General features: G+C 72.3%; 20 protein-coding genes. 10 read left to right on the top strand and 10 right to left on the bottom strand.

The annotated features are described in order from the left end of the window. Positions 1-167: 167 nt before the first annotated feature. On the bottom strand, positions 168-1,166 hold the full coding sequence (locus ACFVGY_RS35905; protein WP_385686193.1) for an anion permease: 999 nt from the start codon (positions 1,164-1,166) through the stop codon (positions 168-170). 5 nt (positions 1,167-1,171) lie between these two features. Then, the gene (locus ACFVGY_RS35900) at positions 1,172-1,792 is read right to left on the bottom strand and encodes a DUF47 family protein (protein WP_179177074.1); all 621 of its coding nucleotides are present in this window, start codon (positions 1,790-1,792) and stop codon (positions 1,172-1,174) included. Between the two features lie 194 nt (positions 1,793-1,986). On the opposite strand from ACFVGY_RS35900, the gene ACFVGY_RS35895 reads away from it, so the two are divergent. After that, entirely contained in the window at positions 1,987-2,334 is a 348-nt protein-coding gene (locus ACFVGY_RS35895) for a metal-sensitive transcriptional regulator (protein ID WP_385686189.1), read from the top strand. Between the two features lie 84 nt (positions 2,335-2,418). Here ACFVGY_RS35895 and ACFVGY_RS35890 read toward each other — a convergent pair whose 3' ends face one another. Beyond that, positions 2,419-2,571, bottom strand: a complete 153-nt coding sequence (locus ACFVGY_RS35890) for a hypothetical protein (protein WP_179177070.1) — start codon at positions 2,569-2,571, stop codon at positions 2,419-2,421. A gap of 154 nt (positions 2,572-2,725) precedes the next feature. After that, entirely contained in the window at positions 2,726-3,562 is an 837-nt protein-coding gene (locus ACFVGY_RS35885) for a hypothetical protein (RefSeq protein WP_385686185.1), read from the bottom strand. Positions 3,563-3,763: 201 nt separating this feature from the next. On the opposite strand from ACFVGY_RS35885, the gene ACFVGY_RS35880 reads away from it, so the two are divergent. Together ACFVGY_RS35880 and ACFVGY_RS35875 are read left to right on the top strand one after the other, a co-directional pair. Beyond that, positions 3,764-3,979: a hypothetical protein gene (locus tag ACFVGY_RS35880; protein ID WP_385686183.1), complete on the top strand. Its 216-nt coding sequence runs from the start codon at positions 3,764-3,766 to the stop codon at positions 3,977-3,979. Positions 3,980-4,116: 137 nt separating this feature from the next. Then, positions 4,117-4,389, top strand: coding sequence for a hypothetical protein (locus ACFVGY_RS35875; RefSeq protein WP_385686180.1), 273 nt, complete (start codon positions 4,117-4,119; stop codon positions 4,387-4,389). 304 nt (positions 4,390-4,693) lie between these two features. Here ACFVGY_RS35875 and ACFVGY_RS35870 read toward each other — a convergent pair whose 3' ends face one another. The 4 genes from ACFVGY_RS35870 to ACFVGY_RS35855 all read right to left on the bottom strand — a co-directional run bounded on the left by ACFVGY_RS35870 (position 4,694) and on the right by ACFVGY_RS35855 (position 9,244). Further along, positions 4,694-5,404 (bottom strand): phosphatase PAP2 family protein, encoded by a 711-nt coding sequence (locus tag ACFVGY_RS35870; protein ID WP_385686178.1) that lies wholly within the window; start codon positions 5,402-5,404, stop codon positions 4,694-4,696. Positions 5,405-5,608: 204 nt separating this feature from the next. Beyond that, entirely contained in the window at positions 5,609-6,625 is a 1,017-nt protein-coding gene (locus ACFVGY_RS35865; protein WP_385686175.1) for an NlpC/P60 family protein, read from the bottom strand. Between the two features lie 58 nt (positions 6,626-6,683). Beyond that, the gene (locus tag ACFVGY_RS35860; protein WP_385686172.1) at positions 6,684-8,411 is read right to left on the bottom strand and encodes a serine/threonine-protein kinase; all 1,728 of its coding nucleotides are present in this window, start codon (positions 8,409-8,411) and stop codon (positions 6,684-6,686) included. Between the two features lie 47 nt (positions 8,412-8,458). Continuing rightward, entirely contained in the window at positions 8,459-9,244 is a 786-nt protein-coding gene (locus ACFVGY_RS35855) for a thioesterase family protein (RefSeq protein WP_385686169.1), read from the bottom strand. A 140-nt stretch (positions 9,245-9,384) separates the two neighbouring features. Here ACFVGY_RS35855 and ACFVGY_RS35850 point away from each other — a divergent pair, with 140 nt between their 5' ends. After that, positions 9,385-10,224 (top strand): pentapeptide repeat-containing protein, encoded by an 840-nt coding sequence (locus ACFVGY_RS35850; RefSeq protein ID WP_385686167.1) that lies wholly within the window; start codon positions 9,385-9,387, stop codon positions 10,222-10,224. 36 nt (positions 10,225-10,260) lie between these two features. Here the strand turns inward: ACFVGY_RS35850 and ACFVGY_RS35845 are convergent, their stop codons facing one another. Further along, the gene (locus tag ACFVGY_RS35845) at positions 10,261-10,704 is read right to left on the bottom strand and encodes a hypothetical protein (RefSeq protein WP_385686164.1); all 444 of its coding nucleotides are present in this window, start codon (positions 10,702-10,704) and stop codon (positions 10,261-10,263) included. A 365-nt stretch (positions 10,705-11,069) separates the two neighbouring features. On the opposite strand from ACFVGY_RS35845, the gene ACFVGY_RS35840 reads away from it, so the two are divergent. The 6 genes from ACFVGY_RS35840 (at position 11,070) to ACFVGY_RS35815 (ending at position 18,129) form a co-directional block, all read left to right on the top strand. After that, positions 11,070-11,378 carry a hypothetical protein gene (locus ACFVGY_RS35840; RefSeq protein ID WP_042818271.1) on the top strand — a complete coding sequence of 103 codons (309 nt, stop codon included), beginning with the start codon at positions 11,070-11,072 and terminating at the stop codon, positions 11,376-11,378. Between the two features lie 67 nt (positions 11,379-11,445). Then, on the top strand, positions 11,446-12,276 hold the full coding sequence (locus tag ACFVGY_RS35835) for a hypothetical protein (RefSeq protein ID WP_385686161.1): 831 nt from the start codon (positions 11,446-11,448) through the stop codon (positions 12,274-12,276). After that, the gene (locus tag ACFVGY_RS35830) at positions 12,266-13,594 is read left to right on the top strand and encodes a hypothetical protein (RefSeq protein WP_385686158.1); all 1,329 of its coding nucleotides are present in this window, start codon (positions 12,266-12,268) and stop codon (positions 13,592-13,594) included. The genes ACFVGY_RS35835 and ACFVGY_RS35830 overlap by 11 nt, the downstream gene beginning before the upstream one ends. Continuing rightward, positions 13,591-15,150 (top strand): SCO6880 family protein, encoded by a 1,560-nt coding sequence (locus ACFVGY_RS35825; protein WP_385686155.1) that lies wholly within the window; start codon positions 13,591-13,593, stop codon positions 15,148-15,150. Before ACFVGY_RS35830 ends, ACFVGY_RS35825 begins: the two co-directional genes overlap by 4 nt. Before the next feature lie 19 nt (positions 15,151-15,169). Then, positions 15,170-16,588 carry an ATP-binding protein gene (locus ACFVGY_RS35820; protein ID WP_385686152.1) on the top strand — a complete coding sequence of 473 codons (1,419 nt, stop codon included), beginning with the start codon at positions 15,170-15,172 and terminating at the stop codon, positions 16,586-16,588. A gap of 2 nt (positions 16,589-16,590) precedes the next feature. Continuing rightward, positions 16,591-18,129, top strand: coding sequence for a type VI secretion protein (locus ACFVGY_RS35815; protein WP_385686149.1), 1,539 nt, complete (start codon positions 16,591-16,593; stop codon positions 18,127-18,129). Here the strand turns inward: ACFVGY_RS35815 and ACFVGY_RS35810 are convergent. Continuing rightward, positions 18,126-18,686 carry a GNAT family N-acetyltransferase gene (locus ACFVGY_RS35810; RefSeq protein ID WP_385686146.1) on the bottom strand — a complete coding sequence of 187 codons (561 nt, stop codon included), beginning with the start codon at positions 18,684-18,686 and terminating at the stop codon, positions 18,126-18,128. The genes ACFVGY_RS35815 and ACFVGY_RS35810 overlap by 4 nt on opposite strands. Positions 18,687-18,904: the final 218 nt, after the last annotated feature.

Raw genomic sequence — 18,904 nt, 5'->3', positions numbered from 1 at the left:
TTCCGATTGCTTGGGGGGTCTGTTTTTGTTATACACCCCCCCGCGCGGGGGGGGGGGGGGTGGGGGGGCCCCCCCCCCGGGGGGGGGCCGCCCCCCGGGGGGGGGGGGGCCCCCCCCCCGCTTTCGTGTCCGTCGCCGTACGGGGCCGGGCCCGTACGGCGGCCCGCCTACCCGACAGCCAGGTTCACGACCCAGAAGCACGCCGCGGCGACGAGGGCCGCGGCCGGCATGGTGATGAACCAGCCCATGATGATGTTCTTGGCGACGCCCCAGCGGACCGCGTTGACCCGCTTGGTGGCGCCCACGCCCATGATCGCCGAGGTGATCACGTGGGTCGTGGAGATCGGCGCGTGGAACATGTAGGACGCCGCGTACATGATGGACGCGCCCGTGGTCTCCGCGGCGAAGCCCTGCGGCGGGTCCAGCTCGATGATCTTGCGGCCGAGGGTGCGCATGATGCGCCAGCCGCCCGCGTAGGTACCGAGCGAGAGCATCACCGCGCACGCCACCTTCACCCACGTCGGGATCGGTGCACCGGGCTCCTCGACGTCGGCGATGACCAGCGCCATCACCACGATGCCCATCGTCTTCTGGGCGTCCTGCAGACCGTGACCGAGGGCCATACCGGCCGCCGAGACGGTCTGCGCGACGCGGAAGCCGCGCTTGGCCTTGTGCGGGTTGGACCGGCGGAACAGCCACATGATCACGACCATGACCAGGTAGCCGACGAGCAGGCCGACGATCGGGGACAGGAACATCGGGATGACGACCTTGTCCAGGACGCCCGACCAGATGACCCCGATCCCGCCGGCCAGCGCCGCGCCCACCATGCCGCCGAACAGGGCGTGCGAGGAGGAGGACGGCAGGCCGAAGTACCAGGTGATCAGGTTCCAGACGATGGCCCCGACCAGCGCGGCGAACAGGATCCACATGCCGGTCTTGCCCGTCGGGGTCTCGATGAGCCCCTCGCTGACGGTCTTGGCCACACCGCTGCCCAGGAAGGCGCCGGCGAGGTTCATCACCGCGGCCATCGCGAGGGCGGCGCGCGGGGTCAGCGCGCGGGTCGAGACCGAGGTCGCGATCGCGTTCGCCGAGTCGTGGAAACCGTTGGTGTACGTGAAACCGAGCGCGACACCGATGGTCACGATCAGAGCGAAGGTGTCCACGGGGTTCAGGACTCCTTGACCGCGATGGTCTCCACCGTGTTCGCCACGTGCTCGAACGCGTCGGCGGCCTCTTCGAGCACGTCGACGATCTGCTTGAGCTTCAGCACCTCGATGGCGTCGTAGTTGCCGTTGAAGAGCTGGGCGAGCAGCTTGCGGTGGATCTGGTCGGCCTGGTTCTCGAGGCGGTTGACCTCGATCCAGTACTCGGTCAGGTTGTCCATCGTGCGCAGGTGCGGCATGGCCTCGGCGGTCAGGTCGGCCGCGCGCGCCAGGACCTCGATCTGCTGCTCGACGCCCTTGGGGAGCTCTTCGATGTTGTAGAGGACCACCAGGTCGACGGCCTCCTCCATGAAGTCCATGATGTCGTCGAGCGACGAAGCGAGGGCGTAGATGTCCTCGCGGTCGAACGGCGTGATGAAGGAGGAGTTCAGCTGGTGGAAGATCGCGTGGGTGGCGTCGTCCCCCGCGTGCTCGGCAGCACGCATCCGCTCCGCGATCTCGGCCCGGGCGGAGGGATCCGCTCCGAGCAGTTCCATCAGGAGCTTCGAGCCCGTGACGATGTTGTCCGCGGATGCGGCGAACATGTCGTAGAAGCTCGTCTCCCTGGGGGTCAGACGAAATCGCACGTGGGGTCCTCGGGGTGCATCGGATTCGGTCAGGCTGATGCTAGGCGTATACCCCGGTCACGGCTAACCGGCCATTCCACGGTGTCCTCCATCAGGCAGAGTGAGGACCGCGGCCCGCTGCCCTGCCGGGCCGGGCCCGCTACCCTATACCCATCGGGGGTATATCCCCCTCGTTCCGGACCACGGGAGGACCCATGACGGCCATCGAGGCGGAAGGCTCCGGAGCCGGCGTCGCCACCGGTGCGGCCCCCGGCGCTGCGGTGCACGGGTATCACCACCGGAAGGACGAGCACCTCAAGCGGCTGCGACGGATCGAGGGACAGATCCGGGGCCTGCAGCGGCTCGTCGACGAGGACGTGTACTGCATCGACATACTCACCCAGGTCTCGGCGAGCACGAAGGCCCTGCAGTCCTTCGCGCTGCAGCTGCTGGAGGAGCACCTGAGGCACTGCGTGGCCGACGCGGCCGTCAAGGGCGGGGCCGAGATCGACGCGAAGGTCGAGGAGGCGACGAAGGCGATCGCGCGGCTCCTGCGGACCTGACGGCGCGGGTCGGGGCCGGGCGGCGGCGGACGGGTCGGGGCCGGGCGGCGGGGACGGGCATCGTCCGGCCGGAGCGGGCGGCGGCTACCGGGCGAAGCCCATCAGGACCTCGTCGATCCGGTCCTGGCTGAGCCGCTCCTCGTCCGCCGCGGAGGCCGCGATGATCAGCTCCCCGCACAGTTCGATCTCGGCGAGCGCCACGTGGTCCTGCACCGTCGTACCGCCAGCGGGAGTCACGCGTGTCACCTCAATCTGCCGCCATCGGACGGGGGACGTGGGCCTGCGATCTCCCAGGGTAGGAAGGGCTGGGCGCTGTGCGCATGACACGGATGGACCATTTCCGGATACCCCGCCATGGTCCGATCGCGTCGTCCGCAGACCGTCCGCCCGGCTAGTCGGCGATCTTCCCGGCGTAAATGTCCCTGCTTGCGGGCAATACGACGGTCACCGGCGTCCCGAACCCGTAGAGCAGCGTGGTCGAGGAGACATCGATCACGCCATTGTTGACATAGGTGAACCGGTGCCGGACCTTCCGCAGCCGCCCCTGCTCGTCGAGGTAGGCGTCGAACGGCACGGTGTCCTTGCTGAACCCTTTCGCCGCGGCCTCCAGGGCTCCCTTGACCGCCGGGGAGGCGCTCTGCGCGGCCCGGGCGATGTCGGTGGTCCCCTGGTAGTGCCGCACCTTCTCCCCGGCCAGCTCGGTCTCGCCCATGTACCGGACCTCCTGCGCCCCGCGCAGCAGCTCGGCCGCGGCCTGCGGGTCCGTCGCCCCACCGGTGACCAGGTTCCCGTCGGCGAGGGCGGTCGTGTCGACCCGGACCCACTTGTCGGCGGGCACGCCCGCGCCCCGGTTCTTCATGTACAGGGCGCCGGGCACGAGCAGCTCGGTGATGGGCCGGTGCTCCTCCTTGCCCGCGGCATCGGCCGGGAGCATGACCAGGAGCTGGCCCATCCGGTTCTTGAAGTCGACACCGCCCTCGCCGCGGATGGTGACCCGGGTGCCGCCGGTGGCCATCTCCATCGCCGTACGGGCCCGGGCGCTGCCCGTCCTGGCCAGCGCGTCCGCGGCCGCGCGGACCGTGGCCGCCGGGTCGGCCCGGGGCCGGTCGTCGCCCGCGGTGGCCGCGCCGCCGCAACCGCTCATCGCGGCGAGGGTCGCGGCCATGCCGGCGGCGAGCACCGCCTCACCCGCCCGTCCGCGCCGCCGCCCGTGCTGGTGCACCACCATCGCCTGCCAACCCCCAACGCATGACCGCTGATCGACCGAGGCCCCCACCCGTTCCGCATAACGAGGTCCGCGGTTTCCCGTCACGGGCCGCCTCACCGACCTCCCCACCGACCTCCCCACGGGCGCCCGCGGATCGCCGCACAGCGCCGCATGGACCGGAGCGCGGGCCGGGCCCGGTCCGGCCCCCGGTACCGTGGTGGCGTGGACCCGCATACCGAGGCGTCACCCGTCGCCCTGCCCGACCGCGTTGCACTGACCCGCCTGGTGGAGGAGCCCTCCACCGGCCACACCCACACCACCGACACCATCGAGCGCGGCTCGTTCTGTCTGGCCGTGTGCACCTGCGGTTGGAAGGGGCCCGCCCGCCGCTCCCGGGACCTGGCCCGCAAGGACGCGGCCGGGCACACCGGGAGATAGCCGCTGGTGCTGCCGGGGCGCTTGCCTCGGCAGCCGGGGCGCTGCCCGGGCCGTCGGGGCACTGCCCGGGCCGTCGCCGTCGCCCGTTCGGACACTCCCGGCTGGCCGTGCCGCCCGCCTGCGGATCCGCTGGAGGCATGCCAGGATCCGCATCCCGCCTCGTCGCCCCCTCCTTGGCCCTGCTCATCGCGCTCACCCCCGCCGCCGCGGCCGCCGCCCGTCCGTCGGCCGCAGCCCGGACGCCGGGCCCGGCCCGGCCGACGGGCACCGCCGACGGCCCGGCCGATGTGGCCCTGGCCGTCGGGCTGACCGGCGCCGCGGCCTTCGCCACCGGCCTGTGGCTGCGCTCCCGCTACCGCCGTGACGCGGCGTCGGATACCGGCGGGCGGGCCGAGGGCGGCGACCCGTGACGCCGCGGTCCCGGCCGACGGCGGTGCTGGTGTGCTTCGGGGTGGCGGCCCTGTGCCTACTGGCGGCGCTCCTGATCGCCGTACGGGACGCGTACGGGCACTCCTGAGCCGGGGGGGGGGGGGGGGGGGGCCCGGGGGGGGGGGGCCGCGCGGGGCGCGTGGGGGGGGGGGGGCGGGGGCGGGGGCGGGCGCGGGGCGCCCCCGCCGCGCGGCCGCGCGGGCGGGCGCCGGCGGGCGCCCCCCCGGGGGCGGCGCCCCCCCCGGGGCCCCCCCCGCCCGTGGCCGCCCGTGGCCGTCCGTGCCGTCAGGCGGCGAGGTCCTTGTCCCGCGTACCGGCGTCCGACGCCTCCCGGTCCGCAAGGTCCACGGGACAGGGCCGGGCCCGGTGCCCGGCGCGGACCAGCCGGCCCAGTCGCGGGGAGCGGGCCACCGCGCGCACCACCGGGGTCAGCAGCGCCATCGCGAGCGGGGCGAGGACGAGGACGACGGCGGCGCCGAGGGCGAAGCCGCCGACGACGTCGGTCGGGTAGTGGACGCCCAGGTAGACGCGGCAGACGCCCTCGACCAGGGCCAGGCCGATCCCGATGAGGCCGAACTTGCGGCGGACGAGGAACAGGCCGATGCCCAGCGCCATGGTGAGGGTGGCATGGTCGCTGACGAAGGAGAAGCCGTGGAGGCCCAGCCCCGGCTCGATCACCTGCAGCCCGCTGTGCTCGTCGAAGGGGCGGGGGCGCGCGACCAGCCGGCGCAGCGGGACGTTCACGAGCAGCGCGAGGGCGGCCGCGAGGGGCGCCCACACGAGAGCGGCGAACGACTCCGCGGCCGAGCTCTCGTCCTGCCGGCGCGCACCGCGCCAGCACCACAGCACGAGGAGCACCAGGACCAGGGGGATGCCGTAGTCGCCGACCAGGGCGACGGCCCGGTCGACGCCCGCCGGGGCATGCCGGGCCAGTGCGTTGACGTCGTACAGCAGGCCGACATCCACGTTCGACCCACCGGTTGCGAGTGCAGCCATGGCGATGCGGCACCTTGCCCTTGCTCGGTTCCCTTCGGGCGCACCCGTGTGTACGCCCCGCGAACCCCCCCTTGTGATCCTTCCCCGTGTCCATGGAACGCCCGTTCTGTCAGCGCGGTTCCACTCTCCACCGAATGATCACGGCAACGTTATCCAAGAGTGATTCGTCGCCGCAGCTCAGGGCCATGACCTGACCCAGCGTCATCAGGGCGCCTTGGCATCGGCGGTGCGGTCCGGGAGCGCCTCCGCACCGTCCTTGGTGACCCTGGTCGCACCGAAGTAGTCGGGCGTGTCGATCTTGTCGAAGCGGATCACCGCGCCGGTGTACGGAGCGTTGATCATGTAGCCGCCGCCCACGTAGAGCCCGACGTGCCGGATCTCCCGCGAGTTCGTCAGATCGTCGGAGAAGAACACCAGATCGCCCGGGAGCAGCTCGTTCCGCGCGGGGTGCGACCCGGCGTTGTACTGGTCGTTCGCCACGCGCGGCAACGTGATCCCCACCGACTCGTACGCCGCCTTGGTCAGCCCCGAGCAGTCGAACCGGTAGTCCTGGTCGGGCGTTCCGTTGCCGCCCCACAGGTACGGCGTCCCCAGCTGCTTCTGCGCGAAGTAGATGGCCCCGGCCGCCTGCTGGGAGGGCGCGACCCGCCCGACCGGCTTCTCGAAGCTCTTGGCGAGGGTCGTGATGGCCTTCACGTACCCCTGCGTCTCGCGGTACGGCGGCACGCCCTGGTGCTTGAGCACCGCGCCCGGACCGGCGTTGTAGGCCGCGAGCATGTTGGCGACGGGGTCCCCGGGCACGTTCTTCACGTCCTTGGCGAGCGTGCAGTCGTACGAAGCCGCCGACGGGATCGCGTCGTTGGGGTCCCAGATGTCGCGGTCGCCGTCACCGTCCCCGTCGATGCCGTGCGTCGCCCAGGTGCCCGGGATGAACTGGGCGATGCCGCGGGCGTCGGCCGGGCTGACGATCGTGGGGTTCCAGCCGCTCTCCGAGTACAGCTGCGCCGCCAGCACCGCCGGGGAGAGCGTGGGGCACAGCACGCCCCACTTCTGGACCAGCGCCTGGTACTTCGCCGGCACCGCCCCCTTGGTCAGGCCCAGGGCACGGCCGCCGCCGCCCGCGATCCCCGCGGCCGCCGAGTACGTACCGACCAAGAGGAGGGCGAGGAAGCACAGGCACACCCCGAAGCAGGTCCCGCCGATCACCCAGAATCTGCGCACCCGTCAACCCTCCCCCATCGAGCAGACATTCACAGGGATTCACCGGTACGTGTCGGAATCATCCCTTTTGCGGACCTGAATCGAAGCCGTCGCACACCACGCTCTTGTGTTGGGTATCCGAGACCGCGTGGCGGAACACCACCGTCCACCCACCCGGATCCTGCGCGAGCGGTGGCGCCGGCACCCGTTTGCCGTCCAGCTCCATGGAGAAGTCGTCGGGGTAGGTGACGAACTTCCACTTCGTCTCGTCCCCCTCGTACAGGTCGCGCGCCTTCGCCACGAAGCCGAGCTGGCGGTTGTCGGTCGTCTTCGTGGACCGCCCGCTCCCGTCGACCTCGTGCTGCGGCTTCACCACGACGGCCAGGTAGTACGGCGGCGCGTCGTCGAGCGGGTACTTCAGCCGGTAGCCGATGCTGACCTGGCCCGGCTCCAGCTTCATCAGGTGGTCGTTCCCGTCGGTCGTCACCGAGGTCTGGAAGTTCGCGAGGCCCGGCTCCTCCACGACCGGGTTGCGGCACTGCTTCAGGATCGGGTCGTAGTCGTCCAGGTTCGGGGCCGTCTGCTTGATGAACACGGGCGGCCCCGCCGGCGACTGCGCCGCCGCGGACGGAGCGGACTCCTGGCCGGACGGCGTCTGGCCGCCGGGCGCCTGCCCCGACGGTCCCTGCCCGGACGGTGCCTGCGCCGCCGGTCCCTGCGTCGACGGGCCGGCGGCCTCGCCGGCCCGCCCACCGCTGCCGCCGAGCGGCGTCAGCTGCCACAGCGCGACGCCTCCCACCACGGCCAGCGCGGCGCCCGCGGCCACCCAGCCGGCCGCCCGCCGCCGGCCGCGGGACGCCGAGGGCGCGGGCACGGCGGCTCCCGCGTGCGCGGTCGGCGTGTACCCGTACGCCACCGCACCGGGCCCCTGCGTCCGCATCTCGTGCAGCGGCACCGCCTCGCCCAGCACCCCCAGCCCCACGTACACGGGATCGTCGACCAGCGCGTCCCGGACCGCGCACCGCGCCACGACCTCCGCCAGCTCCGGCCTGTCCGCCGGGTCCTTCGCCACGCAGGCCTCGATCAGGGCGGCCAGCCCCGGCTCCACCCCGGCCACGTCCACCGGTTCGTGCACCGCCCGGTAGCTCACGGTCGTCGCCACCCCCGTGCCGAACGGCGGCCGCCCCGTCGCCGCGTACGCCAGCGCCGCCCCCAGCGCGAAGACGTCCGCCGCGGGCCCCGCCTCCGCGCCGAGCAGCACCTCCGGCGCCGTGTACCCCGGCGTGCCCGGAGCCTGACCGTCCTGGGTCAGCGCCGTCTCCCCGACGCCCCGGGCGATCCCGAAGTCGATGAGCTGCGGCCCCTGCGCGCCCAGGACCACGTTCTGCGGCTTGAAGTCCCGGTGCGTCACCCCGTACGCGTGGACGCTCGCCAGCCCCTCCGCGAGCGCCGCGAACAGCCGGCGGCAGGTGTCCGCGGGCAGCGCCCCCCGCTGCGCCACCGCATGGCCCAGCGTCGGGCCCGCCACGTACTCCGTCGCCAACCAGAACGGCGCCGCCGCCAGCGAGGCGTCGATCAGGTTCGCCGTGTACGCCGACCGCACCGCGCGCACCGTCTCGGCCTCGCGCCGGAACCGCGCCAACGCCTCGGGATGCCCGGTGATCTCGTCGCGGATCACCTTCACGGCCACCAGGCGCCCGCCGGGCGAACGCGCCAGGTACACCTGTCCCATGCCGCCCGCACCGAGTCGGGCCAGCAGCACATGCGCCCCGATGCAGGCGGGGTCGACGTCTCTCAGGGGCTCCATTGACACGAGACTGCCACACCGACTTCCCCGCCCCGCACGGGGGTTGACTAGGGGCGCGGCGCGACGAACAGGCTCTGCGCGCCCCGCCCGACGGGCCCCTTCTCGTCGTGCAACACGGAGTCCGCGAGACCGATTCCGGCCGGGTCCACGCTCGTCCCGGCCTCGACGCCCACCCACTCCCCGACCGCGTGGCGGTGCACGTGCACCGTCAGATCACTGTTGACGAACAGGTACCGCTCGAAGTCCACCGCCGCGCTGATCCCGCTGCCGGAGTCCGCGGCGGTCAGGATCCGGTCCAGCGGCCGCGTCCCCTCCTCCGCGATCAACGGCACCCGCATCCGCATCCAACAGGTGCCCGGGCCGAGCTCGGTGAACGCCCCGTCGGTGAACCGCATCTCCATCGCCGAGTGGTAGCCCCGCTCCCACGGCACCGCGAAGAACGGCGTCTCCCCCACCTCCCCGGGCGGCGGCAGCTGCGGCCCCGGCACCACCGCGGGCACCACCCCGTCGGCCGCCCGCACCCGCAGCGCCCGCGCCAGCATCACCGGCTCCGTCGACGCCACGGGGTACAGCGCGGCCTCGACCACCTCGGTGCTGTGCCCGCTGCGCAGCTCCTTCAGGACGACCTGCACGGCCCCGATCGGCACCGGCCGCAGGATCTCGTACGTGATCCTCGCGATCCGCACGTCCGCCCGGGCTCCGGCCCGCTCCTCGATCACCCGCGCCATCAGCGCGGCCGGCGGACCGGCGTGCTGCGCGCCCGGGTCCCAGGGGCCGCGGGTGTCCTCGGTGGCCAGGAACCGCTGCTCGTCGATCCGCTCGTAGAACGCCATACCCGGGACGCTACCCACGGGTAACCACGACCGCCAGGCCCTTCGGCCGAAACCCCGCCACTCCGAGCCGTGAACCCCGGCCCCCGGTCCCAACCGTGACTCCGGCGACCGCCCGAACGGGAACGGGGGACAATGGGACCGTGTCCGACAGCACCACAGCCCCCGCCGCCCCTGCCGCCACCCCCGACCTGCACGCCGACTGCGCCAACTGCTTCGCGCTGTGCTGCGTCGCCCTGCCCTTCGCCAAGTCCAACGACTTCGCGGTGAACAAGGCCGCCGGAACCCCCTGCAAGAACCTCCAGCAGGACTTCCGCTGCGGCATCCACACCCAGCTGCGCAGCAAGGGCTTCCAGGGCTGCACCACCTTCGACTGCTTCGGCGCGGGACAGCAGGTCTCCCAAGTCACCTTCGGCGGCCGCGACTGGCGTACGCACCCCGGCACCGCGGGCCGCATGTTCGACGTCTTCCCGGTCATGCGGCAGCTGCACGAGCTGCTGTTCTACGTCACCGAGGCACTCGCCCGCCCCGCCGCCCGCCCCGTCCACCCCGAGCTCCGCCGGGCCCTGGAGGAGACCTCCCGATGGACCGCGGCGGACGCCGGGGCCCTGGCCGGGCTGGACGTCGGCGCCCTGCGGCAGCAGATCAACACCCTGCTGCTGAAGACCAGCGAGCTCGTGCGCGCCAAGGCCGCCCCCGGCCGCACGAAGAACCACCGCGGAGCCGACCTCATGGGAGCCCGCCTGGCCGGCGCGGACCTGCGCGGCGCCACCCTGCGCGGCGCCTACCTGATCGCCGCCGACCTCAGCCGGGCGGACCTCCGGTACGCCGACCTGATCGGCGCCGACTTCCGCGACACCGACCTGCGCGGCGCCGACCTGCGCGACGCGCTCTTCCTCACCCAGGCCCAGCTGAACGCCGCCCGGGGCGACACCCACACCAAGATCCCGGCCGGCCTCACCCGCCCCGCCCACTGGGCCTGAGCGGCTGCCGCCCCGAGGACCGGCCGAGCCACCCGCTCACCCCGCGGCCGGCGGCCCCAGCGGCCCGAGCCGGTCCTCGACCCGCTGCCGCAGCAGCAGGTACTCCTCCCAGCGCCTCGGCAGCCGCCCCTCCGGCCGCGGCCCCATCAACCGCCCCTCGGTCACCACCTGCCCCCGCCGGAACTGCTCCCTCGTCAGGTCCACGGGTATCCCGCCGGGCAGCAGGTTCCAGGTGTGGAAGCCGTGCTGCTCCCCGTCCGACCAGACCTCACCGACCAACAGCCCACCCCCCAGCAGGTCCTGAACCACCAGCGCGGTGACGTCGCAGTGGCCCCACGCCGGGTTGTCGGCGCTCCAGGGCTCCCGCTCGACGTCGTCGGGCGAGCAGGTTTCCGCGGACCAGCCGGCCCGAACGGCCGCCTCGATGTCCGTCAGCGTCCAGGGGCGGGCGGTGCCGCCCGTGCTCTGAGTGGTCGTCACGGTCCCAGCGTGCCAGCCCCCACTGACAGTCGGGCCACGAAGCGGTTCCGGCACGATGGAACGACTGACGGAACGTCGGACGAACATCGGCAGTTCGGACCAACCGGGACGCGAGCCCGCACGCACCGCGACGGCGATCATTGCCCGCGGTCACCCCCCGTGATACACAGAGTGACCCCACGTCAACCCGCCGCCCCACCGCCCCCGCCCAGGTCAGAGCACCCGAGCGGCCCACGGACCGGGACATCGGGCAAAGAGAGACGCCAAGTCGACATACGACGGGGGTTTCATCAGCGAAGATAGTGCGTGACCCCTGCCGTCGGGCACGGGCTACCGGAACTACCCGTACAGGGGCGGTGAGTTACATGATCCTGGCAGCTGAAAAGGGCGACATCACCACCATCATCGGCGGAATCGCCCCGAACTGGGGGCCGTTCGGCAGCCTCGGCAATGAAGCGAAGGTCATGATCGAAGTGATCATGGCCGTCGCGATCCTGCTCTGCCTCGGCATCGCCATCTGGGGCGCGGCCAAGCAGCGGATCGGCGCCACCGCCCTCCGCGACACGTTCAGCGCCGAACAGGGCAAGGGCCTGATCGTCGCCGGACTCACCGGAGTCTTCATCATCGGCTCCCTCGGCACGCTGTTCACGATCGTCTACGGAATGGCCGTATAACCGGGCCCGCCCGCAGGAACCCGTACCCGAGGACGATCCACCACACCGCGGAGGGGGCGGACAGGCAATGAGCAACGAGGACCAGTACGGCGGCGGCGGATACGGCGACGTCGGCGGCACGGGCCAGACCCGTACCCGCCTCCCGGAAACCCCCGCCGACCCGTACGGCACCCCCCGCCGCACCCCGCGCGCCTCGCGCAGCCTGGTCACGGTGGTCGGTGTGGTGGTCCTGCTGATCGCCGCCATCGCGTTCGCGAACCAGTCCGGCAACAGCCCCGAAACCCCTTCCGCGGAAGCCCAGCCGTCCACCGCGGCCACCCAGCCCACGGGCACCCGCCCGGTGGACGGCAAGAACGCCGGCATCCCCTCCGGCTTCGCCCAGGACCAGCAGGGCGCCCAGTCCGCCGCCGCCAACTACGCCGTCGCGCTGGTTTCGGCCGACATCCTCAAGCCGCAGATGCGGCGCCAGATCGTGCGCCAGGTCTTTGTCGCAGACAAGGTGCCTGAGATTGAGACCAAGCTGGACCAGGCGTACGGGAAGCCCTTCCTGGACCAGGCCGGGCTGGACGCCAATGGGAACGCGCCACAAGGACAGACGTATGTGTCGCGCACGGTGCCCGTCGGCACCAAGACATCCAGATATTCCGCTAGCACCGCGACCGTCGAAGTGTGGTGCACCGGCGCCTTCGGCACCGCTGGCGTCGGTTCGACCAACCCCGTCAGCACCGACTGGTTCACCATGACCCTGACCCTCCGCTGGGCCGACAACGACTGGAAGGTCGAAAGCTTCGCCCAGAAGGACGGTCCCGCCCCGGTCCACACGGACCGCACAGCCTCCTCGGCCGAGGAGATCGCCAAGGCTGCAACGGAGTTCGGAGGGTTCACCTATGCCCGGTAGCCGCATCCGCCGCGCCGCCGGAGTCCTGGCTGCCGTACAGACCGCTGCGGTTCTCTATTCGGCCCGGGCCTTCGCCGCACCCTCCCCCACCCCCACACCCTCGCTGCCGGTGTCCCCGTCGCCGTCGCCTTCGGCGTCGCAACCCAACGACAACCGGTGCGACCTGATCGTCGGCCCGGCCAAGGACTACTGCGAGCGCGGCCAAGGCGCAGCCACCGGCGGAGCCCCGCGGACCGGCCTCGCCCCCACCGACCCGGCCGACGCCCTCAACCCCCTCGCCTCCCTGGCCCGCGGCTGCGCCGACGCGGCCGCGTGGATCGTCACCGAGCTCAGCAAGGCCGTCAAGGGCTCCGCCAACGTCGACTTCACCAACGGCGCCTTCCTCAAGCAGTACGCCATCGTCTTCGCCGCGTCGACCGTCCTCACGCTCGTCCTCTGGCTCCTCGCCGTCGCCAAGCGCGCCATCCGCGGCGTCCCCCTGGCGACCGCCCTGGGCGAAGCCATCGGCTTCCTCTGGCTCACCGTCCTCGCCTCCGCCTTCACCCCCCTGATCCTCTACACCGTCGTCTCCGCCACCGACGGTGTCACCGAAGTCATCGCCTCCGCGAGCGGCAGCCAGAGCGACGTGTTCTTCGGCTCCTTCATCGAAGCCCTCAAGAAGGGCGACTCCATCGGCGGCGGCCCGATCATGCTGATCGTCGTCTCCCTCGTCACCGTCCTCGCCGCCGGCATCCTCTTCCTGGAGCTCTTCATCCGGGCCGCCCTCCTCTACGTGGGCGCCCTCCTCGGCGTCGTCGTCTACGCCGGCCTCGTCGACCGCAACCTGTGGGGCCACGTCCGCCGCTGGGCCGGCATCATGATCGCCGTCATCCTCGTCAAGCCGGTCATCGTCATCGTCCTCGGCCTCGCCGGGGCCCTCGCCGGCGAGAAGGGCCAGGGCGCATTCTCCGCCGTCGTCTCAGGCCTCGCCATCATCCTCCTGGCGATCTTCGCCTCCGCGATGATCTACCGCTTCGTCCCCGGCTTCGGCGACGACATCGCCGCCGCCCGCGCAGGCCGCAGCAAGGCCACCGACGGCGCCCAGGCCGCCGCCGTCATCAGCTCCCCGGCCACCCTCGTGTCCCAGGGCATCAAGGCCCACAGCAGCCGCGGCGCCCACCGCTCCGGCCGCGACGGCGCCAGCAGCGCCCCGAGCCCCGCCAACCCCCTCTCCGGAGGCGTGGCCGCCCACAGCAGCCGCCCCACCGGCGGCGGACCCGCCACGCCCCCGCCCCGTACGAGCTCCAGCACGAGGAACACAGGAGGTGACGGGCGTTGACGGCCCAGTCCCACCAGCTGCACCCGGTCGCGCCCCGCCGGACGTATCTCATCGGCCGCGCCCGGCCGAACGCGATCGTCGGCAAGAACCGCGAGAACGGCGAGATCGCCCTGATCATCGCCGGTGCGTTCCTCGGCATGATGAGCGGACTCCTCGTCCCCGACCTCACCCTGCGCATCGTCACCCTCGTCGGCTTCCCGCTGATCGCGCTCGCCGCCGTGTACCTCCCCTACCGCGGCCGCACCCTGTACCGCTGGTTCGAGATCAACCGCAGCTACAAGCGGATCCTGCGCCGAGGCACCACCTACCGCTCCGCCGCCATGGAAGCCGGCACCCGCGCCGCCGACGGCCGCGAGGTCGAGATCGGCCCGCCCCCCGGCATCGGCCGCATCAGCTGGCTCTCCGCCCCCTTCGGCCCCGACGAGATCGCCGTACTCCTCCACGCAGACCGCCGGACCGTCACCGCCGCCATCGAGATCGAGGGCCCCGGCGTCGGCCTGCGCGACAGCGAGGACCAGGAAGCCCTCGTCGACCGCTTCGGCACCCTCCTCAAGCACGTCGCCAACGGCGACGGCTTCGTCACCCGCCTGCAGATGCTCGCCCGCACCCTCCCCGCCGACCCCGACGCCCACGCCAAGGACGTCGCCCAGCGCGGCGACCCGACGTCCCCCACCTGGCTGCGCGACTCCTACGACCAGCTCCAGTCGATGGTCTCCACCTCCTCCGAGCAGCACCGCGCCTACCTCGTCGCCTGCATGCACTACACGCGCGAACTCGCCGCCGAGGCCAACGCCATCGCCCGCGCCGGCTCCCGCAAGGGCCGCAAACTCGACCGCGACACCGGCCTCGCCATCGTCATGGCCCGCGAGCTCACCGACATCTGCGCCCGCCTCGCCGAAGCCGACATCCGCGTACGCCAGCCCCTCGGCCAGGGCCGCCTCGCCTCCCTCGTGCACTCCATGTACGACCCCGACCACCCCATCGACCACATCCAGGCCATGACCAAGCGCAACGCCTGGCCGGCCGAACTCGACGCCGTCGAACCCACCTACCTCCAGGCCAAGACCCGCGAGTCCTCCACCCGCGCCCCCTGGTGCCACGCCACCGCCTGGATCAAGGAATGGCCGATGACCCCGGTCGGCGTGAACTTCCTCGCCCCGCTCCTCGTCCACACCCCCGACGTCATCCGCACCGTCGCCGTCACCATGGACCTGGAACCCACCGAGATCGCCATCGAGCGCATGCTCACCGAGAAGACCAACGACGAGGCCGACGCCTCCCGCGCCGCCAAGATGAACCGCACCGTCGACCCCCGCGACATCGCCGCCCACGGCCGCCTCGACCAAAGAGGCGAAGACCTCGCGAGCGGCGCGGCAGGAGTCAACCTCGTCGGGTACATCACCGTCTCCTCCCGTTCGCCGGAAGCCCTCGCCCGCGACAAGAGGACGATCCGCGCCTCAGCCGGCAAGTCCTACCTGAAGCTGGAATGGTGCGACCGCGAGCACCACCGCGCCTTCGTCAACACCCTTCCGTTCGCCACCGGCATCCGAAGCTAGCTGGAAGGAAAGGCCGCCCATGCGAGATCCGCTGTCCGCTCTGACCGACGCCTTCACCAGCTTCCTGTTCGGCAGGGTCGAGACCACCCGCCTGCCCGTTCGCACCTCCACCGGGCAGGCCCAGGCCGTCTACCTGCCCACCGCCGCCCCCGGACTCGGCGACTCCGGTGTGATCATCGGCCGCGAGGTCTACAGCGGCAAGGGCTACATCTACGACCCCTTCCAGCTCTACGGCCAACAGCTCCCCGCCCCCCACTGGCTGGTCCTCGGCGAGTCCGGCAACGGCAAGTCCGCCCTGGAGAAGACGTACGTCCTGCGCCAGCTCCGCTTCCGAGACCGCCAGGTCGTCGTCCTCGACGCCCAGGGCGAGGACGGCGTCGGCGAATGGAACCTGATCGCGCAGCAGCTGGGGATAACCCCCATCCGCCTCGACCCCATCGCCGCCAACGACGACGGGATCCGCCTCAACCCCCTCGACCCGGCGATCACCACCACCGGCCAGCTCGCCCTGCTGCGCACCATCATCGAGGTGGCGATGGGCCACGGCCTCGACGAGCGCGCCGGCTTCGCCCTCAAGGTCGCCCACGCCTACGTCGTCGACACCATCCGCGACCGCCAGCCCGTCCTCACCGACATCGTGGAGCAGCTGCGCCACCCCGAGGCCGAATCCGCCGAGGCCATGAACGTCGACATAGACGACGTACGGGCCTGGGGCCTCGACGTGGCGCTCGTCCTCGACCGCCTCGTCGACGGCGACCTGCGCGGCATGTTCGACGGCCCCACCACCGTCGGCATCGACCTCGACGCCCCGCTCATCGTCTTCGACCTCTCCCACATCGACCGCAACTCGATCGCGATGCCGATCCTGATGGCGATCGTCGGCGTGTGGCTGGAGCACACCTGGATCCGCCCCGACCGCAAGAAGCGCATCTTCCTCGTCGAAGAGGCCTGGCACATCATCAACAGCCCGTTCGTGGCCCAGCTGTTCCAGCGCCTGCTGAAGTTCGGCCGCCGCCTCGGCCTGTCCTTCGTCGCCGTCGTCCACCACCTCTCCGACGTCGTCGACGGCGCGGCCGCCCGCGAGGCCGCGGCCATCCTCAAGATGGCCTCGACCCGCACCATCTACGCCCAGAAAGCCGACGAGGCACGCGCCACCGGCCGCGTCCTCGGCCTACCCCGCTGGGCCGTGGAGATCATCCCGACCCTCACCCCCGGCATCGCCGTCTGGGACGTCAACGGCAACGTCCAGGTGGTCAAACACCTCGTCACCGAAGCCGAACGCCCCCTGGTCTACACGGACCGCGCCATGACGGAGTCCTCCGCCCCGTCCCCGCTCCCCGACGACCTGCTCGCCGCCGAATGGGAGGCGGAGCAGCGGGCCCTGCTCGCCGAACGCCACCAGGGCGGCGGACCGGGATCCGCGACCACGGTGGCCTGACCATGCACGACAGCGGCACGAGACGTACGGCGCCCCCCGACTCCTCCCGGGGAGGCGTCCCGGACGGCGTCCTGGTCGGCTTCCTCGCCTTCCTCCTCGGCCTGGCCGCGCTCGTGTGGACCTCCACCGGCCTGGCGGCCCTCCTCACGCAGGGCTCCTGGCCCGACACCGTCACGTTCATGCGCACCCCGAAGGCCGTCCGCGCCCTGATAACGCAGCCGCACGACGTGGCCGCCGCCTGGCCGGACACCGCCCCCTCGGCCCTCTCCGGCTGGGGCCTGTTCTGGGGCCTGTTCGTCGGGCAGCTCCTCGTCCTCTTCGTCCTGACCGTCTTCGTGATCGGCGTCATCGCCCGTACGAAGGCCCGCCGCGCCCTGGCCGCCCGCCGCCCGCTCCCGGCCGGGCCGGCGGACCCGGCTGCCGGCCCGCCTGCGGATCCGGCCCGGGCCGCACCGGTCCCCCGGCCGGCCGCCGAGCCACAGCCGAAGACCGCCGAACCGCTGGCGGCCGCCGCCAGGGCGACCGCCACCGCCCCACCGGTGGACGACGCCTACCGCTACGGCTTCGGCCACGCCCCACCCCGCACCCCGCCGTCCTCCGACCCCGGCCCCGATCCCGATCCCGGGCCCGCTGCTGCCGCGGCCGGTCTGCTCCACGGCAGCCCCGCCGAGCGCCACCGGCTGGCCGCGGCCCGTCTGGGCACCGCGGAGGGCGCGGCCCTCGTCGTCACCTCTTCCCCCGCCCTGTGGGCGGAGACCAAGGACGCCCGCGCCAAGCTCGGCCCGGTCCTGCTCTACGACCCGACGCACCGGTGCGACACCCCGGCCCGTATGCACTGGAACCCCGCCGACGCCTGTGCCGAGCGCGACGTCGCGGCCGCCCGCGCCGCCGCCCTACTGGCCCCCGTACGACCTCAGGCCCGCAGGGACGCGGCCGTGGCCGACACCGCCGAAACCCTCCTGCGGAGCTGGCTCCAGGCGGCAGCCCTGGACGACCGCCCGTTCAAGCAGCTCCACCGCTGGGTCCTGGGCACGGCCGTCCAGGACCCGGTCCGCATCCTGCGCACGCACCCCCGGGCGGCGCCCGGGGCGGCCGGCGAACTCGAGTCCGCCCTCGCCGCCCATCCCGAACGCCGCGAACAGGCCCTCCAGCTGACGGCCCGGGCGCTGTCCTGCCTCACGTCGATCCACATCCGCGAGGCCTGCACCCCGAACCGAACAGATGCGCTCGCCCTTGCATCGTTCGTGCAGGAGGGGGGCACGCTCTATGTGGTGGGCGAATCCTTGGAGGACCCTCGCACCCACCCGAGTGCAATGCCCCTGCTGACCGCACTCGCGTCGAGCGTGGTCGAGCACGGCCGCCGCATGGCCGCACGGTCATCCCACGGCCGGCTCGACCCACCACTCACACTGGTCCTGGAGGACGTCGCGGCCGTCGCCCCGATCCCCCAACTGCCCGGGCTCCTGCAGGAGGACCTGCTCCCCCTGCTCGCCCTGTGCCGCAGCCGGGAACAGGCCCGCGCCCGCTGGCCCCAGCTCTAGTCCGCCGGCCGGGCGAAGACGTACTCCAGCTCCTTGGAGGTCGGATCCCCCGGCTTCGGGATGACGAGCCCGCTCGGTTCGAACCCGAACCGCCGGTAGAAGGCCCCGGCCCGCACGTTGTCCTCGTGCACGAAGAGCCGTACGCGCTCCAGCTCCGGCTCGCCCTGCGCCCAGGCCCATTCCAGTGCGGCCTGGAACAGGGCATCGGTGATCCCGGTCCCCCGCTGCTCGGCCCGCACGAACACGCCCACGACGTGCCCCTGGTTGCGCCCGACGGTCTGCTCCAGGAAGTCGGTGGACCCGACTTCCTCGACGAACACCGTCACCGATCCGTCCCACCGGCCGTCGGGGGACTCGGCCACGATCTGCCGCACGCCCCGCCCTTCCGCAGCTCCCCGAGCCCGGTCCTGCCAGAACTCGTCGGGCTTCGCCGCGGCCGCGGCTGCGGTCTCCAGGAAAGCCAGGGGGGCCATGGGATCGCTCAAAGCGACCAGCCGAAGCTCTTTGACCTTCTCCCACTCATCGGCCCGCACGGCCCGGATCACATACTGATTCATGGCCCGGATCCAACCACCACGCGGCCCTACACGCATCCGGAATACGAACACGGACACGGGACACGGGACACGAGCCCAGGGATACGGGATAAGGCCGGCGAACCCGGCCGGCGAATCTGCCGGTGAACGCAGAAAAGCCCCGCACCACACCCTGAACGGGCTGGTGCGGGGCTTCCCGCAATGATTGTTCGGCGGCGTCCTACTCTCCCACAGGGTCC

This window comes from Streptomyces sp. NPDC127106 (assembly GCF_042677605.1).
Taxonomy (GTDB): domain Bacteria; phylum Actinomycetota; class Actinomycetes; order Streptomycetales; family Streptomycetaceae; genus Streptomyces.
This window is presented reverse-complemented; position numbering and strand designations above follow the sequence as displayed.